Raw genomic sequence first — 16,237 nt, forward strand, 5'->3', positions numbered from 1 at the left:
GACCGCCTCCTTCCTGCTGCGTGCGGGCCGGGTCGGCCCCCCGGCCGCGGACGGCCCGCCGGGGGCGAGCGAGGACGTCCGCCTCGGGGTCCTCAGTGTAGAACGCCGTTCTCCCGGGCATCACCCCGCGCGCCCCGGGGCACGTGGCCGAACCCTTCCGCCACAGGGGTTTCCGTCGCTCGCGGCCCCGCCCTCCCCCGCGTCCGCTCCCGCCGCGCCACGCGCAGTGTTGCCCGTTTCATCACCCTCTGTGCTCCGCGTCCCAGGTTGACGTGATGTGTCCCCCAAAATAACCTGCGGCTACACACAAAGACGTCATCTACGTATGGAGACGATATGAGCGACGTCGGGACCGATCCCGATCTCCCCGCGAGGCTCGCCGAGGGCATGCGCCGATCGGTGCTCTCCTTCCCCCTCACCCCGTTCGCCGAGGACGGCTCCTTCGCGCCCGAGGCCTTCGAGGCGCACCTGGAGCACCAGCTGGCCGCGGGTCCGGGCGCGGTCTTCGTGGGCTGCGGGACCGGCGAGTTCTTCAGCCTCGGCCTCGACGAGTTCGGGGACGCGGTGGCCACCGCCGTCCGGCGCGTCGGCGGCTCCGTGCCCGTGGTCGCCGGCGCGGGCCACGGCACACCGCTGGCCGTGGAGTTCGCCCGCGTCGCCCGCGAGGCGGGCGCCGACGCCCTCCTGCTGCTGCCGCCCTACCTGATCGGCGGCACCCAGACCGGTCTGGTGGAGCACACCCGGGCGGTGGCGGAGGCGGCGGGCCTGCCCGTCATCGTGTACCAGCGCGCCCAGGCCCTCTACGAGCCGGAGACCCTCGCGAGGATCGCGCGGATCCCCGGCGTCATCGGCTTCAAGGACGGCATCGGCGACCTCGACCGCATGCAGCGCCTGGTCCGGGCCGTCCCGGAGGGCCTCCTCTTCTTCAACGGCACCCCGACCGCGGAACTCCAGGCGCGCTCCTACGCCGCGATCGGCGTCCCCGCCTACTCGTCGGCCGTGCACGCCTTCGCCCCCGAGATCGCCACCGCCTTCTTCCACGCCCTCCGCGCGGGCGACACGGCGGCGACGGACGCGCTGCTCGACGGCTTCTTCATCCCCTGGGTCCGCCTGCGCGACCGGGGCCCCGGCTACTCGGTGTCCCTGGTCAAGGCGGTCGCCCGCACGCGCGCGGCGGCGATCGGCGCCGACGTCGGCCCGGTCCGCGCCCCGCTGTCCGCGCCCGAGCCCGCCCACCTGGAGGAGGCCGAGCGGCTCCTCGACGCCGGGCTCGACCTCGCCGCCCGTCTGGCGCGCCGGTAGCTCTCCCCGGGTTCGCCGGAGCGGACCCCCGCCCCGGAGAACCACCTCCGCCACCGGGTCCCCCTCCGGTGCCGCGGCCCCCGGGCGTCCCGCCGCGGCGGAGCGCCCGCACCTTCCGAGACAAGGCCTCCCATGCTCTCCACCATCCACCCCTCCGTCCCCGGGGCGCTCCTCTCCGCGAGCGAAGCCCCCGCAGCGGCCTGGTCCCTCCCCCCGTGGGCCCTCATCCTCACCGTCGCGCTCGGCGTGGTCCTGCTGCTCGTGCTGGTCCTGCGGGCCAAACTGCACGCCTTCGTCGCGCTGCTCCTGGTGAGCGCGGCGGTCGCGTTCGCCGCGGGCCTGCCCCTCAGCAGCGTTCCTGGCCTGCTCGAAGCCGGGATGGGCGACACCCTCGGCGGCATCGCCATCATCGTCGCCCTCGGCGCGATGCTGGGCCGCATGATGCAGGAGACGGGCGCCGCCCAGCTCCTGTCACAGCGCCTGCTCGCCCTCTTCGGAGAGGGCCGCGCCCCGCTCGCCATGGGACTGACCGCGCTGCTCCTGGGCATCCCCGTCTTCTTCGACGTGGGCTTCATCATCATGGTCCCGCTGCTGTACGCGGTCGCCGCCCGGTCGGGCCGGTCGCTGATCAGCGTCGCGCTGCCCGCCGCGGGCGGTCTGGCCATCATGCACGCGGTCCTGCCGCCCCACCCCGGTCCCGTGGCCGCGGCCCAACTGCTCGGCGGGCACCTGGGCTGGATCGCCTTCATGGGCCTGGTCTGCGGTCTGCCCGCCTGGTACCTGGGCGCCTACGTGTTCGGCAAGTGGCTGGGCGACCGCACCTTCGTCCCCGTCCCCGCCTCCTTCCGGGAGGAGGGCGACGAGCTGGGCGAGGTCCCCGAGAACGCGCCCCCGCTGTCGCTGACCCTGGCCGTGGTCATCCTGCCGGTGGCCCTCATCCTGCTCAACACCTTCTCCCCGCTGGTGGTCCCCGAGGGTCCGGTGCTGGAGGCCCTGCTCTTCGTCGGCAACCCCGTCACCGCGCTGACGATCGCCACCCTGCTGTCCTTCTGGCTGCTGGGCCTGCGCGGGGGCATGACGCGCGAGCGGGTGGAGAAGGCCGCCTCCGCGTCCCTGGGCCCGACCGCCCTGGTCCTGCTCGTCACCGGCGCGGGCGGGGTCTTCGGCGAGGTCCTGGAGGCGACGGGCGCGGGCGACGCCGTGGCGGGGATCCTGTCCGCCACGGCCCTGCCCGCCATCGTCCTGGCGTTCGCCATCGCCACGATCATGCGCGTGGCCCTGGGGTCCAAGACGGTCGCGATCGTCACGACCGCACCGATCGTGGCCCCGCTCATCGCGGAGGCCGGGATGTCGCAGCCCGAGATCGCGCTCGTGGTCATCGCGATCGCGGCGGGCGGGACGGTGCTCTCGCACGTCAACGACTCCGGCTTCTGGCTGATGAACCGCTACCTGGACATCGACATCAGGACGACGCTCAAGAGCTGGACCGTGATGGAGACCCTCATGGGCTCCATCGCGTTCCTGATCGCCGCCGCCATCAGCGCGGGCCTGGCGCTGGCCGGGTGAGGGACGACAGCGCGACGCCCCGGCACGGAACCGGTTCCGTGCCGGGGCGTCGTACGTCGGCTACACCGCCAGCGGGGAGCTCACCGGCAGGGAGGTGTCCGTGGCCAGGTCCAGCGTGGACGCGGGCAGGCCCGCCGCCACGACCTCGGCGCCCAGGGCGGCGATCATCGCGCCGTTGTCGGTGCACAGGCGCGGGCGCGGGACGCGCAGTTCGACGCCGGCCTCCCGGCAGCGCTCCTCGGCCAGCGCGCGCAGCGCCGAGTTCGCCGCCACGCCCCCGCTGATGACCAGCGTGCTCACGCCGTGCTCCACGCAGGCGTCCACGGCCTTGCGGGTGAGCACGTCCACCACCGACTCCTGGAAGGCGGCGGCGATGTCGGCGACCACCAGGGGCTCGCCCCGGCGGTCGGTGTCCTCCACGTGGCGGGCCACGGCGGTCTTCAGGCCCGAGAACGAGAAGTCGTAGGTGCCGTCGCCCCACTTGCCGCGCGGGAAGCGGATCGCCTTGGGGTCGCCCCGCTGCGCCGCCTTGTCGATGGGCGGGCCGCCCGGGTAGGGCAGGTCGAGCAGGCGCGCCACCTTGTCGTAGGCCTCACCGGCGGCGTCGTCCACGGTGTCGCCGAGCGAGACCACCTCGGTGGCCAGGTCGTTGACCAGCAGCAGCGAGGTGTGGCCGCCCGACACCAGCAGGGCGATCGAGGGCTTGGGCAGCGGTCCGTGCTCCAGCTGGTCCACGGCCACGTGGCCCACGAGGTGGTTCACGCCGTAGAGCGGCTTGCCCAGGGCCATCGCGTACGCCTTGGCCGCGGACACGCCCACGAGCAGGGCGCCCGCCAGGCCCGGACCGGCGGTGACGGCGATGGCGTCCACGTCCGACAGCTTGGCCCCGGCCTTTTCCAGCGCCCGGTGCACGGTCGGGGTCATCGCCTCCAGGTGCGCGCGGCTTGCCACCTCGGGCACCACGCCGCCGAACCGGACGTGCTGGTCCACGCTGGAGGCCACGGCGTCGCCGAGCAGCTCGCAGCCGCGCACCAGGGCCACGCCGGTCTCGTCGCAGGACGTCTCGATCCCCATGACCAGCGGCAGGTCACTCATGGTTCCCCTCCTCGGCGACGCGCCGCATGACGAGCGCGTCCGCCCCGTTGTAGTAGCCGCGCCGCACACCGATCTGCACGAAGCCGAACCGGCCGTAGAGCCTCTGGGCGCGCGGGTTGTCCGAGCGCACCTCCAGGAACACGTGGGTGACACCGCGCCGCCCGGCCTCGGTGAGGAGTTCGGTGAGCAGCGCGCTGCCCACTCCCCGGCCCCAGACCTGCTCGGACACGGCCATGGTCTGCACGTCGCCCTCGGGCGGGACGGCGCGCAGCCCCGCGTAGCCGACGACGGCGTCCCCGGACACCGCGACCAGGTAGTGGCGCGTGGGCTCGGCCAGCTCGTCCCTGAGCATGCCCTCGCTCCAGGCGTCGAGGGGGAACAGGGCGTGTTCGAGGTCCATGACGGCCGCGACGTCGTCGGGGGTCATCGCGCGCAGGCTCACACCGGTCAGGCCCGGCGTCGGCGTCACTTCACCCACTGGCGCACCTTCTTCGGGGCACCGGGCTCCACCGCGTCCGGACGGCGCAGGTAGAGCGGGTTGGGCGCGGGCAGCTCCTCGCCGCGGCCCAGGCGCAGCAGTGCCAGCTCCGCCATGGCTGCGGCGTCCGGGTGCAGCGGGTCCGGCGCGGCGGAACCGGCGCCGAACACGTCGGCGTACATGCGGGCGCCGTCGCCGACCAGCGCGAGCCCGCCGGTGTCCACCTCGGCGGGGCGGTCCACGCGCACCTCGCCCACGCGGGTGAGGCGGTCGTCGTAGCGGGCCCAGAACACCTCCTTGCGGCGGGCGTCGGTCATCGCGACGAAGGGTTCGGTCCGCCCGGTGGCGAAGGCCAGCGCGTCCAGGGTGGTGACGCCGTGGCAGGGGACGCCGAGGGCGTCGGCCAGGGCGTGCGCGGTGGCCAGCCCGACCCGCAGGCCGGTGTAGGGCCCGGGACCGATGCCGACGGCGACGTGGTCGAGGTCGGCCAGGACGATCCCGGCCTCCTCGGTGAGCCGGGCGATCGTGGGGCCGAGCAGTTCGCCGTGGCGGCGGGCGTCCACGGAGCCGGCGCTGGCGCGCAGCGTGAAGGAGCCGTCGGCGCCGGTCTCGCCGATGGCGGCGGTGACCGCCGGGGTGGCGGTGTCGAAGGCCAGGAGGAGCACGGGTGACCGCCTATCGGGGCCCGGCGGCGGAGCCGGGCAGGTCGGCGCCGGTCCACCGGGCGCCGACGGCGCGCAGGTGGACGGAGCGGGTGTCGTCGGGGTGGCGTTCGATGCGGATCTCCAACCGGTCGTCGGAGAGCCCCTCGGCCACGTCCTCGCCCCACTCCACCACGGTGACGGAGTCGGGGAGGGTCATGTCCAGGTCGATGTCGTCGATCTCGTCGGGCCCGCCGAGCCGGTAGGCGTCCACGTGGACGAGGTCGGGGCCTCCGGTCAGGGAGGGGTGGATCCGGGAGATGACGAAGGTCGGGGAGGTGATCGGTCCGCGCACGCCCAGACCCTCGCCCAGGCCCTGGGTGAGGGTGGTCTTCCCCGCGCCGAGCGGCCCGGACAGGATCAGCACGTCGCCGGGTCGGGCGAGGGCGGCGAGGTCGCGGCCGAGGGTGCGCATGGCGTCGTCGGTGGCCGCGGTGACCTCGCGGACGGTGGCCGCACCTGGAGTGGTTGCTGTCGCGTCTGTCATCAGATTCGCTGCTCGTGGTCTGGGTGGATGGTGGAACGCGGCGCGCCGGGTCGGGGCGTGCGCGGGCGGGGCCGCCGGAGCGCGTCCCCTTCCACCCAGGTTAGGCCGGATGGAGGAGGTCTGTGACCGGATCGCGATGAGCGGTCAGACTCCCGCCGCTGCGCGGGCCGCCGTGCCGTCGCGGTGTGCCGCGCGGTCCGGCGGGACCCGCGTGACCGTGCGGCGCCGGGGCCGGGCCCCGTGCCGCTCGGACGGACTCCGCGCCGGAGGGGACGCGCTCCCGGAGGGGACGGCCGTGCCGGAGGGGCTCAGGCGCCCCCGCCGACGTACTCGCGCGGGACCCGGGGGCCCACCCGCGTGACGATCTCGTACGGGATGGTGTCCAGGATCTCGGCCCAGTCCTCGGCGGTCGGGGTGTCCGGGTGGTCCTCGGGGTTGCCGAAGAGCACCGCGTACTCACCGGCCTCCACGGCGTCGTCGCCGACGTCCACGACGAACTGGTCCATGCAGACCGTTCCCGCGACGGCCCGGCGGCGTCCGCCCAGGAGGACGGGCCCCCGGTTGGTGGCGGCGCGGGGGACCCCGTCGGCGTAACCCAGCGGCACCAGGGCCAGGGTGGTCTCCCGGTCGGTCACGTAGCGGTGGCCGTAGGAGACGCCGCTGCCCTCGGGGACGCGCTTGGTGAGGGCGAGCCGGGAGCGCAGCGTCATCGCGGGCCGCAGCCCGGTCCCCGTGAGGCCGGGGATCGGGCTCAGGCCGTAGCTGGCGATCCCGCCGCGGACGAGGTCGAAGCGGGCCTCGGGGAGGGTGAGCAGCGCGGCCGAGTTGGCGATGTGCCGGACCTCGGGGGTCAGGCCGACCTTGTCCGCGGTCTCCAGGGCCTCGTGGAAGCGGGAGAGCTGGCGTGCGACGGAGGGGTGGCCCGGCTCGTCGGCGCAGGCGAAGTGGGACCACACGCCGGTGACGCGCAGGTGCCCCTCGTCCTCGGCGCGGGCGGCGGCCTCGGCCAGGGCGCCCCAGTCGGCGGGACCCACGCCGCCGCGGTTGAGGCCGGTGTCGGCCTTGAGCTGTACGCGGGCGGTGCGGCCGATGCGGCGGGCCTCGGCGATCACGGTGTCCAGGACCGCGCGGTCGCTCACCCCGAGGTCGATGTCGGCCTCGACGGCCTCCGCGACCGGCTCGCCGGGCGGGATGATCCAGGCCAGGACGGGCGGGGTCAGTCCGGCGCGGCGCAGTTCGAGGGCCTCGCCGATGAAGGCCGTGCCCAGCCAGGTCGCGCCGCCCGCGATCAGGGCGCGGGCTGCCGGGAGCATGCCGTGCCCGTAGCCGTCGGCCTTGACCACACCCATGAGCGGGGTGCCCCCTGCGAACCCGCGGAGCACCCGCGCGTTGTGGGAGATCGCGTCGAGGTCGACGCGAGCGTGCGCGAAGTGAGACATGTACTCCAGTGTTCCACGTGCGCGGGACCGGAGCGGAGCGGCGCCGGAACACGCCCGGCGAGGGGTCGGACACGCCCGGGAGGGCGTGACCGTTTTCCCCGGCCTCCCGGGGCGTCCCGCGTGACCAGGCACGACGCGGGTTTTCTCGGTCACCCGTAGTACATGGGTGGATGCGGGGTAGGGGATCGGCCCAGAGGCACAGTATCTGGGGGTACTGGCATGACCGAGATAGGTAGCGAACGACCCGTCAACACCACGAGGCTGTGGTACGGAGGGATGGCCACCGCCGTGGTGGCGGCGCTGGTGATCTTCGCGGGGGCACTGGTCTTCCGAGGAGTGTTCGGGGTACCGGTGCTCGCACCGGAGGACGCGGGGGCACTGGGCGACGCGAGCACGGTGGTCTACGCGCTGATGGCCGCCGTGGCGGCGCTGCTGGCCACGGGGCTGATGCACATGCTGCTGCTCAGCGCCCCGCGGGCGATGAAGTTCTTCGGGTGGATCCTGGGGCTGGTCACGGCGATCGCCGCCGTCGCCCCGTTCAGCGAGCCCGTGGACACGTCGAGCCAGGTCAGCACGTCCGTGATCAACCTGGTCACGGGTATCGCGATCATCACCCTGCTGCGGAGCGTGGGGCGCGCCTCCACCCTGAGCGGCCGGGCCCCGGGTGACGCCCGGACGGCCTACACGACGCACGAGGCGACCGTGAGGCCCGTCGGGGACCCCGGGCCGGAGCCCAGGGACGAGACGCAGGCCGTGGATCCCAGGGAGCCCGTGCAGGGTGAGGAGCCCGTCCTGCGGCACGAGGGCATCCTGCCCGACGTGAAGCAGGGGGAGTACCGCAAGAACCAGGTCCGCGCCCAGCAGATGGACGCGGAGGCGGAGGAGGCCAGGCGGGACCAGCACGGCCGTCAGGCTCCGGGAGACCAGCACGCCGGATGACCGGTACGCCGGGCGGCCGACGCACCGTTCGACCAGCACGCCGGACGGTCCCGACGAGCGGCCGGACCGGGTGACCCGTGACCCCGGGAACCAGAGCGGCGCCCCCTGACCCGAGGCGCACGAGGGGGCGGAGCCGAACGGCTCCGCCCCCTTCCGCGTGCCCCGGGGCCCGGGTGAGGGACGGGCCGGGGGCAGGGACCGGGTGCGACGAAGCACCACCAAGCGGGTCACATGACCGCAGCCACCCCGAAAACGCCACCCGACCCGCATAACTCCTCATCCCTCCTTTTCCGACAAAAAAGCAAAACAATTCCCATCAGGGCGGGGAAAGAGCGCACCGGAGAAATCATCAGCGGAACCGGCGGCGGGCGTTTCGAGGCGCTCACGCACGGGAAAAAACAGAGCACAGGAAAGGCGAGGAAAAAGAAAAGGAAACCACGAACCCGCCCTCCGGCGGGCCCCGCGCCCGCCCGCGCGCCTCCAAGCCCCGAACCCCGCCCCTCCTGCCGTTTTTCAGCCCTCCCCCACTCCCCCAAGGACCCGGAGGAGGGCGCCGACCAGCGGGTCGGTACCCGTGCGCGGAGCCTCCCCGCGCCAGCCCTCCTCCGGGTCCGCGAAGCGGAGATCCGGCCGCGTCCCCACCCTCCAGGCCGGCCGGATCTCCTTTTCCGCAAAGGGCCGATAACGCGCGCGGGGGATTCCGGAGTTTCCGCCCGGGAATCGGTGTTCCGACCGCGGCGCGACCGGCCCGACGGGTGTTCGGACGCACCGGACGCGCGTTCTCGCTTTCCGGGGGCCTCTTCCCTCCGCGACACCCGAGCCGCGTCCGCGCCCTGACCGGACACCCCGGAGCCGAAGGCCCCCGAGCCCGGGAACGGAACGGTCCGCGCCCTTGACGGAGCGCCCCGGATCCGGGGTCGGAGCGGTCCGCGTCCCTCACGGAACACCCACGCACTCCGACACCGCTCCCGCCCCGAAGCGGCTCCGTGCGCTGGGATCCCGGCACCGCCCCGGGGCGCGGTCGGCGCGGACTCCGGAGCCCGCCCGCCAGCCGCCGTAGGGGCGTCTCAGATCCGCCGCCCGGGCGTGGAGCACCGAACGGGTGCGTCGGATCTGGCCGCATCCGGCCAGATCCGGATGGCACACCGCACGCATCCGGACGGTCTCGGAACCTCCGTGCTCCGCCCGTACCCCTCCCGACCTGGCCTCGCCTGCGTGGCGCGGGGGCGTTCCCTGCCCCGACGGGCGTCCACACCGGCCCCGGCGGATGTCGGTGGATCGCCCCGCAATGGAACCATTGCCTACATTCCGTACGTCGGTACACACCGCATGGTGAGCGACCCCGGGCGGGGCCGCGGAGAGGGCGGGGAGGAGAGAACGACCGGTGAAGTTCGACATCGTGCGCCTCGGCGAGGACGGGGAGGCGCCCCCACCGCGGACGCGTCTCCCGGAACAGGTTCCCGAACCGCCAGAGGGACCGTCGGCACCGCGCCCCGGGCTCGGGATCCAGCGGTCCTCGGAGTACATGCGCCTGCGCGCCCGCACCGACCTCACCCGGGTCCGCTCGGCCCTGAACCGGATGCTCCACACCGTCGAGGCCGCCCGGGCCGGGGCCGGGCCCCTCGTCGGCCCCGGCCCCGAGGACGGGACCGGATCCTTCCGCCCCGAGGCCTTCCGCCCCCGTCCAGCCCCCGAGAAGCCCCGCGAACAGCGACAGGAGGGATCCCCGTGACCGCCTGGGACATCGACCCCCCGGAGATCGGCACCGTGCTCGTCAACACCCTCTCCCACCTCGGCGAGGAGGGCGGGTCCGAGGGCCTGTTCGGCGATATGACCACGATCGAGGAACGCGTCACCACCCTCAGCACCCACATCAACAGCGCCCCCATCGGGGTCGCCCTGGGCGAGTTCGCCGAACACTACTTCGGTCTCATGGGCGACATGCTCTCCTTGACCGGCAACGCCGTCACGCAGACCAGCGAGGCGACCACCGCCTACGTCACGGGCAACGAGGAGATGGCGCTGGAGGCGCAGCGCAACGCCGGCGTGGTCCCCGACCCGCCCCCGCCGCCCGCCCCGGGCGGGAACGCCGAACTCGTCTGACCCCGACCGCACCCGCTCCCCCTCCCCCGGCCGCCTCTCCCCCGGAGTCCTCCCACGTGCTTCCTCCCGACACTCCCCCGAGCGCGCCGCTGTCCGTCGGCGAGCAGACCGGCATGCTCACCGACGGTGAGAACAAGGTCAGTCCCGCGACCTTCCCCGTCCCCTCCCCCTCCCCCGACTACATCGAGACCCTGGCCTCCGACCTGCGCAGCGCCGGGGAGTCGGTCGGCGACACCGGAAACGACATCACGTCCGCCTGGAGCGGTCTGAGGTCCCACTACAAGGCTCCCGAGGCGGAACACCTCTACTCCGTGCTCGAACCGGTGGCCGCTGACGGCGACACGGTCTCGACCGACCTCGGCCACGCAGCGAGCGCGCTGGAGACCTTCGCCGCGGACCTGCGCGACATCAAGTCCCGCTGGTCCAGCCTGAGCGCCGAGGCCTTCGAGTTCCGGGCCCGCATCGACGCGAAGGGCGATGACTGGCGCAAGGCCGAGGGCGTGGCCGGTTTCTTCGGGATCGGCGAGAACCCCGACGTGGAGGAGAACCAGCGCCTCATCGACGAGGGCATCCGCATCATCGAGGACTACGCGGACGCCGAGCTCGCCTGCGCCAACGCCATCAACCGGTTCGTCCCGGACCGCACCCCGTTCGAGAGGACGCCCTCCGGGGACGGCGCCCTCGACCCAGACGTCTTCTACCACGGCTACGAGGAGGACCTGTCGGACCTTGCCACCGAGTGGGACATGGGCGGGGCCGTCACCGACGAGAGCTGGTTGGTCGACGGCTGGGACGCGGTGTGGGACTTCGGCGTCGGGGCGGTCGAGGGCACCGGCGCGATGCTGGGCATGCACAGCTCCGAGGGCTGGTTCAACATGTCCTGGGGCGACGCCCTGTACGAGTACCACGAGAGCAACATCCAGTCCGTGGCCTCCCTGGTGGGCATGTACGACGCCGAGTCCGACAGCTACGGCTGGTCGGGCTGGGACACCGTCGGCTCGGCGTGGAAGGACCTGGCCCACTCGGTGGTGCCCTGGGAGGAGTGGGGTGAGCGGCCCGGCTACGTGATCGGCACCGCCGTGCTCAACATCGGCGTCACCGCCCTCGGCGCCGCGCTGTCGGCCACCGGTGTGGGCGCGGCGGTCGGCGTCCCGCTGATGGCCTGGCGCGGCATGGCCATCGTGGACGGTATGGGCGGTCGCGGCGGTGGCAGCGGATCCGGCGGTGCGGCGGACGTCAACGTGGACCTGCCCGCCGGCATCCCCGCCTTCGGGGGCAGCGGTGCCCCCGTCGTGCGGATCGACACCAGCGTCTTCGACCCCGACGGACTCAGTCCGCGGCAACTGGGTGACCTGAGGGGGTCCTTGGGCCGCTTGCAGGGCATCGCGAACGACCCCGCCGACGGCTCGCACGCGGACGGGTCTCCTCCGCCGCGGTCCGCGCCCGTCCAGGGTGACAGCGATCCCTCCGAATCGAGGAGGCCCACCGCACGACCGGTCGCGGACCGGGAGACCGGGGCGGACGAGAGACCCTCCAGGGCCGAGCCCGAAACCGACCGTGCCGGGGTGGACGACGAACAGGCCCTCCTTGAGGAGGTTTCCGGGGAAGAGCGCGGCAGCTCTCCCGTGCCGGTGATCGAGGACGCTTCGGACACCTCCCACCGGTCCTCGCCGACCGAGAGCGGTTACCAGGACCCCACCGCCGAGCAGCTCAGCGAGAGCGACAGGCTGCTGCGACAGGTCAACGGCATGTTCACGGCTGAGGACCACGCGGACTTCCAGGTCAACCAACGCGCCGAGACTGCCCTGTACGAGGGCGACCGCGCCACCGTGGACACGGACTCCTCTTCGCTGAAGGACTCCCAGGTCGCGGAGAGGTACGGGCTGGACGGCCGCGCGAACGCCGCGTTCTCCGACATGCGTGCGGTGGCGAGCGACTACCCCCATGTGAACTGGGAGGGTGGCCCCGGTGACGGACGGGACGTGCGGGATGGCCGCGACGAGCCCGAGGCCGACAGGGAGTACGCGACGACGGGGCCGCGTCCCCACGCAGACACCGCGAGCGCGCAGAGAGCGATCCCCCACAGCCGGGTCCAGCACGTGGACCTGGGGGACAGCGGAAGCCACCGGATCGACGCCTCACGGGTCGGTGCACCTGACGCGCGTAGTGGCTCCGATCCCGGATTCCGCCACGACCACGGCGCCGACACGGGAACCCATCGTCCGGTCGCCGTCAACAGGGCCGACTCCGTGCCAAGCGGCGACGGCGGCTCCGGCGTTGACACGCCTCTCCGGGGCGACGGTCCCTCCGGCCTCGGCGGATCCGACCGGACCGACTCCGTCGATGCCGTCCCGGCCGTGGTCACCCCGACGCGTGCTGGCGTCCCCGGGTCCTCCGGCGGCCCGAGCGGAGGTACCGGCGGCTCCGGGAACCAGAACGGTCGGAGCGGTCCCGGCGGCGGCAACAGTTCCAGCGGCATCCCCTCTGACAAGCCGCCGCACGACTCCAACGGAGCAGGATCCCCCCAGCAGGAACTTCCAAGAAGCAAGGATGCCGACATCCCCGCCAGGAAGTTCGACGGAATATCCAGGGAGGATCTCAATCGAGAGATCGCCCAAGAGATAGGACTGAAGCCGGACACGCCCTACAAGGTTTTCGCCAAGAAGTTTACGGATTTCCTCAACGACAAAATCTCGAACGGAAAGGATAAATATTTCCTCGAATTTTACAACAGCAACGGCAGTAGATTTAGAATCCAACGCGATGTTTTCGGCTTCAAGATTCCACAGCTAACCAGCGTCAATGGCTCCGCCCCCTGGTTCGCCATGGAGACGCTGCCCGAACCAGATGCGCCCAAATACCGCACGCTTAACGACCGAGTGTACTTCTCTGCCGAAAATAGCAAGAACACGACCTCGGAGATGGACGACTACGCCGAACAAAGAAGGCAATCCATCAAGGATGATCTTGCCGCGGAGAAAAAACTTAAGGAAAAGAAGGAGGAACACAAGAACTACCCGGGCGAACACCCGGAAGTACTCAAGGCAGACGCGGAACACAGCCCACTCCACAAGAAGATGACCAAAGATAGCGAGACATACGGGGAGGAGGGTGCCAAGGTAGCGGTCAAGGATCTGTTCGACGGCCATCACTCGCTTCCCGGAAAAGATGGAAATGTCATCGATCTTCCTGAAATCGAGGAAATAAAAGGCTCCAAAAAACCCTATGAAACTCCGGGGACACCGAGGAGTGGGAACTACCAGTTCGACCAGATTTGGCCCCTCAAAGGCGGTGGTATCCTCATTGTCGAGGCCAAGAGTAGCCAGTCGACCTCCCTGGGCGAGAGAACCATTCCGGCAGGCAAAGAACCCAAGCGGGTCTCCCAAGGCACGCCAGAGTACCTCGAAGCAACCACGAAAGACATGAAGAGGAGGGGGCGCAAGAATCAACTCGGAGACCCAACAGAAGAAAGACTTGCGGAAATGATTGAAGAAGCCAGGGCCGCCGGCAAGCTTTTCTATGCGGAAGTAAAGGGCATCACCCCGGAGCAAAAACAGAAGGCCCTCGGCGAAGACCCAAAGGAAGGAGAAAAGCACTCCGGATACAGCATTGGCCTTTTCGACATACCCAAGAAGTAGGGACAAAAGTGACTTACACAGTAAACCGCCACGACATCAGCAATCCCAACTACGAGAGTAGTATCGCCAGGATTCCCGAAAGGCGTAAGTTCTATGTGCAGTGGTTGATCGACTCACCCTTTGATGCTGGAGGCCCTCTGACCGGGGTACAGGACCAAGCCGAGTTGTGTCTGGCCATGGACACCGATGTGGACAGGCTGGAAACCTGGGAGGCCTGGGTCACCTATATGCAGATGAGCGAGGCGACCCTCGCCGTCTCCACCGCCGAACCGGGCACCCAGCTCACCCGGATGATCAACCACCAGGAACGCACCCTGACCGCGGTCGAACCCGACTACTTCACCAACGCCAGCAACTGGCTGACCGCGTTCTACCTGGCGGTGACCTGCCGCGACCAGGAACGCTACCGCTCCCTGTGCGAGATCCCCACCGAACTCCTGCGCCAAGCCGGGGAGAGCCGGGGAAGCCAGTACAACCCCTACATCTACCACCTGATCGAAGCCTTGCAGGCCTTCGTCCTCAACCGCCCCGGCCTGGAAGAACACCTCCTCCAGGCCATGAAACTGTCAGACCCCGCGAATGCGGAGATCGGCACCACCGAGGTACTCAACAAGCTCACCTTCCCGCCGTTGAACACCCTGATGCACCTGGTGCGGCGCAACAGCGACAAGTTCAACGAAGCCCTGGCAGAAGGGCTGGAACTGTTCCGCTCCTTCCACACCGCCACACCCGAACGTGCGGAGGAACTCGACGGTGGAACCTCCATCCCCCTTCTGGCCCTGGCCTGCCTGGCCTACGACACCGCCGGGCAGGATCCCGACTTCCACTTCGACGTCGAATCCGGCTACCTGCCCAAGCACATCCTCCAGCGCAGCTGGCACGGGGAGTTCCCCATCTGACCGGCCAGGACCCGACCGACCCCGCCCCACCGACCCCCACCCCCGTGAAGGAACACCGTTGAGCCATGACGTCGTCGCCCTCCTCGCCGAGAGCCCCAGCCGCCGCTCCCTCCTGGACGCGCTGGTCGCCGCCGGACCCAGACTGCGGGTCCGGCTCGTGGCCGAGGGCACCGTGGTGCAGCTGCGCGACGACTCCGACCGCCTGGTGATCGCCATGCAGGCGGCGCAGCGGCTCGCGGTGTCGGCGGAGGCCGACCGCCTCCTGGAAGACGGGATCACTGACGACCTGCCCGCGCAGCCGCTGTGGGTCGAGGTCCGCGGAACGGAGCTGGCGGACACCGACACGGCCGCGACGGCACGCCGGTTCGCCCACTGCCTGGTCGAACGGCACGGCGGAGCGGTGTGGGAACCGGAGCCGCGGCTTCCCCGGGGCGACCCGCACCTGTTGGGAGTGACCGACCACCCGGCGGTGAGCGCGGTGACCGGGGCGAACGCCGTCCTGGTGCAGGACCGGCCCGTGGTACCCCTGTCCAGCTGGTTCGTGGACGCGCTGGCCGAGCACGGCCGCCGGGGCCGGGGCCTACAGGTGGTCACCCCCTCCACGAGCGTCATCACCCACGCGCTGCGCTGGTTCCTCAGCAGGCCCCGTGCCACGTGGGTCGTGCGCGCCCCGGACGGGCGCTACCACGACGGCTTCAACGGCCTGCCGCTGGTGTGGGACGCCGGGACCGGCTTCGTGCCCGACCCCGGGGTGAACGCGGAGGACGGCCCCAACGAGGCCTTCCGGGCGTCGGCCGACGAGGAACCGGGCACCCACCTGCACGTGGACCTGAGCGTCGACCACCCGGTCGGCGACGGCCTGCTGCTGGGCACCACCGTGGAACTGCTCGCCGAGCGTCTGGCCGGAGGCGCGCCCGCGGTGTGGGGCGTCTCCGAGCCCCTGACCCGGGCGTGGGACACCGAACGGGTCACGGCCATGGCGCGGCGCCGCTCCCCCGGTGAGACCCTGCTGGCCTTCGCCGGTCAGCCCGAGGGCGTCCGGGAGGAGGGGGCACGCCCTCTGGCGGGGAGCCTGAGGGTGTCGCGCGCGCCGTCGGGGGTGCGCGAGCGGATCCTGTTCTCGGTGGGGTACCGGCCGGGTGAGGAACCCGACCTGGACGCCCTCGAACCGCTGGTGCGCGAGCTGACCGCGCTGGACGGCCTGCGCAGCATGACCGTGCACCGCGCCCTCGGGCGCGCCGACCTGACGTACGCGCCCCGGTGGGCGGGCGTGTCAGTGCCGGTCGGGCTGGCGGTGGGGCCGGAGGGGGTCCTGGATGCGGGACGGGAACGGGCGCTGGCCGCTCCGGTACCGGGCGTCGCCTTCGGCCCGCCCATGGCCCCGCTGGTCTGGTACCGGATCGGGGACGGCGTGGAGCCCGACGCCTGGAGCCGCTTCCGGGAGCTGATGGAGCACCTCGACCCCGAAGGCGCGTCCGCACGCTGACGGAGCACCCGAGGCCCGAATCAGCGTCCGCGCCCTGACCGGACACCCCGAAGCCGAAGCCCCCCGAGCCCGGGAACGGAACGGTCCGCGACCCTGACGGAACA

At 71.6% G+C, this 16,237-nt stretch carries 13 protein-coding genes; 8 read left to right on the plus strand and 5 right to left on the minus strand.

Annotated elements, in window-relative coordinates:
- Nucleotides 1-336 precede the first annotated feature (336 nt).
- Both UIS43_RS13880 and UIS43_RS13885 read left to right on the plus strand, forming a co-directional pair.
- Nucleotides 337-1,302 (plus strand): 5-dehydro-4-deoxyglucarate dehydratase, encoded by a 966-nt coding sequence (locus UIS43_RS13880; RefSeq protein ID WP_370010234.1) that lies wholly within the window; start codon nucleotides 337-339, stop codon nucleotides 1,300-1,302.
- Between the two features lie 132 nt (nucleotides 1,303-1,434).
- Entirely contained in the window at nucleotides 1,435-2,868 is a 1,434-nt protein-coding gene (locus UIS43_RS13885; RefSeq protein WP_013155044.1) for a GntP family permease, read from the plus strand.
- A 60-nt stretch (nucleotides 2,869-2,928) separates the two neighbouring features.
- On the opposite strand, the gene tsaD is transcribed toward UIS43_RS13885, so the two are convergent.
- The 5 genes from tsaD to alr all read right to left on the minus strand — a co-directional run bounded on the left by tsaD (nucleotide 2,929) and on the right by alr (nucleotide 7,068).
- Nucleotides 2,929-3,963 carry a tRNA (adenosine(37)-N6)-threonylcarbamoyltransferase complex transferase subunit TsaD gene (gene tsaD, locus UIS43_RS13890; protein WP_013155045.1) on the minus strand — a complete coding sequence of 345 codons (1,035 nt, stop codon included), beginning with the start codon at nucleotides 3,961-3,963 and terminating at the stop codon, nucleotides 2,929-2,931.
- Nucleotides 3,956-4,432, minus strand: a complete 477-nt coding sequence (gene rimI / locus UIS43_RS13895) for a ribosomal protein S18-alanine N-acetyltransferase (protein ID WP_019609823.1) — start codon at nucleotides 4,430-4,432, stop codon at nucleotides 3,956-3,958. Before rimI ends, tsaD begins: the two co-directional genes overlap by 8 nt.
- Nucleotides 4,429-5,106 (minus strand): tRNA (adenosine(37)-N6)-threonylcarbamoyltransferase complex dimerization subunit type 1 TsaB, encoded by a 678-nt coding sequence (gene tsaB / locus UIS43_RS13900; protein WP_013155047.1) that lies wholly within the window; start codon nucleotides 5,104-5,106, stop codon nucleotides 4,429-4,431. Before tsaB ends, rimI begins: the two co-directional genes overlap by 4 nt.
- A 10-nt stretch (nucleotides 5,107-5,116) precedes the next feature.
- A complete protein-coding gene (gene tsaE / locus UIS43_RS13905) occupies nucleotides 5,117-5,629 on the minus strand; it encodes a tRNA (adenosine(37)-N6)-threonylcarbamoyltransferase complex ATPase subunit type 1 TsaE (RefSeq protein ID WP_358455993.1) in 513 nt (170 codons plus the stop codon).
- Nucleotides 5,630-5,937: 308 nt separating this feature from the next.
- Complete coding sequence (gene alr / locus UIS43_RS13910; RefSeq protein ID WP_013155049.1) at nucleotides 5,938-7,068, minus strand: alanine racemase; 1,131 nt, start codon at nucleotides 7,066-7,068, stop codon at nucleotides 5,938-5,940.
- Nucleotides 7,069-7,287: 219 nt separating this feature from the next.
- On the opposite strand from alr, the gene UIS43_RS13915 reads away from it, so the two are divergent.
- The 6 genes from UIS43_RS13915 (at nucleotide 7,288) to UIS43_RS13940 (ending at nucleotide 16,133) form a co-directional block, all read left to right on the plus strand.
- Nucleotides 7,288-8,007 (plus strand): DUF6069 family protein, encoded by a 720-nt coding sequence (locus UIS43_RS13915; protein WP_013155050.1) that lies wholly within the window; start codon nucleotides 7,288-7,290, stop codon nucleotides 8,005-8,007.
- 1,384 nt (nucleotides 8,008-9,391) lie between these two features.
- A complete protein-coding gene (locus UIS43_RS13920) occupies nucleotides 9,392-9,739 on the plus strand; it encodes a hypothetical protein (protein WP_071622767.1) in 348 nt (115 codons plus the stop codon).
- Nucleotides 9,736-10,110 (plus strand): DUF6507 family protein, encoded by a 375-nt coding sequence (locus tag UIS43_RS13925; RefSeq protein ID WP_013155052.1) that lies wholly within the window; start codon nucleotides 9,736-9,738, stop codon nucleotides 10,108-10,110. Before UIS43_RS13920 ends, UIS43_RS13925 begins: the two co-directional genes overlap by 4 nt.
- 56 nt (nucleotides 10,111-10,166) lie before the next feature.
- The gene (locus tag UIS43_RS13930; RefSeq protein WP_370010241.1) at nucleotides 10,167-13,748 is read left to right on the plus strand and encodes a hypothetical protein; all 3,582 of its coding nucleotides are present in this window, start codon (nucleotides 10,167-10,169) and stop codon (nucleotides 13,746-13,748) included.
- 176 nt (nucleotides 13,749-13,924) lie between these two features.
- A complete protein-coding gene (locus UIS43_RS13935; protein ID WP_167539501.1) occupies nucleotides 13,925-14,647 on the plus strand; it encodes an immunity 49 family protein in 723 nt (240 codons plus the stop codon).
- A 58-nt stretch (nucleotides 14,648-14,705) separates the two neighbouring features.
- Complete coding sequence (locus UIS43_RS13940) at nucleotides 14,706-16,133, plus strand: DUF6177 family protein (protein WP_370010244.1); 1,428 nt, start codon at nucleotides 14,706-14,708, stop codon at nucleotides 16,131-16,133.
- Nucleotides 16,134-16,237 lie beyond the last annotated feature (104 nt).

The sequence above is a fragment of the Nocardiopsis sp. LDBS0036 genome, assembly GCF_041228755.1.
GTDB lineage: Bacteria > Actinomycetota > Actinomycetes > Streptosporangiales > Streptosporangiaceae > Nocardiopsis > Nocardiopsis dassonvillei.

Excerpts from the sequence above, each read along its gene's own strand:
- UIS43_RS13880 (WP_370010234.1), top strand. The coding sequence starts at position 337 with ATGAGCGACGTCGGGACCGATCCCGATCTCCCCGCGAGGCTCGCCGAG.
- UIS43_RS13885 (WP_013155044.1), top strand. The coding sequence starts at position 1,435 with ATGCTCTCCACCATCCACCCCTCCGTCCCCGGGGCGCTCCTCTCCGCG.
- tsaD (WP_013155045.1), bottom strand. The coding sequence starts at position 3,963 with ATGAGTGACCTGCCGCTGGTCATGGGGATCGAGACGTCCTGCGACGAG.
- tsaE (WP_358455993.1), bottom strand. The coding sequence starts at position 5,629 with ATGACAGACGCGACAGCAACCACTCCAGGTGCGGCCACCGTCCGCGAG.
- alr (WP_013155049.1), bottom strand. The coding sequence starts at position 7,068 with ATGTCTCACTTCGCGCACGCTCGCGTCGACCTCGACGCGATCTCCCAC.
- UIS43_RS13915 (WP_013155050.1), top strand. The coding sequence starts at position 7,288 with ATGACCGAGATAGGTAGCGAACGACCCGTCAACACCACGAGGCTGTGG.
- UIS43_RS13935 (WP_167539501.1), top strand. The coding sequence starts at position 13,925 with ATGGACACCGATGTGGACAGGCTGGAAACCTGGGAGGCCTGGGTCACC.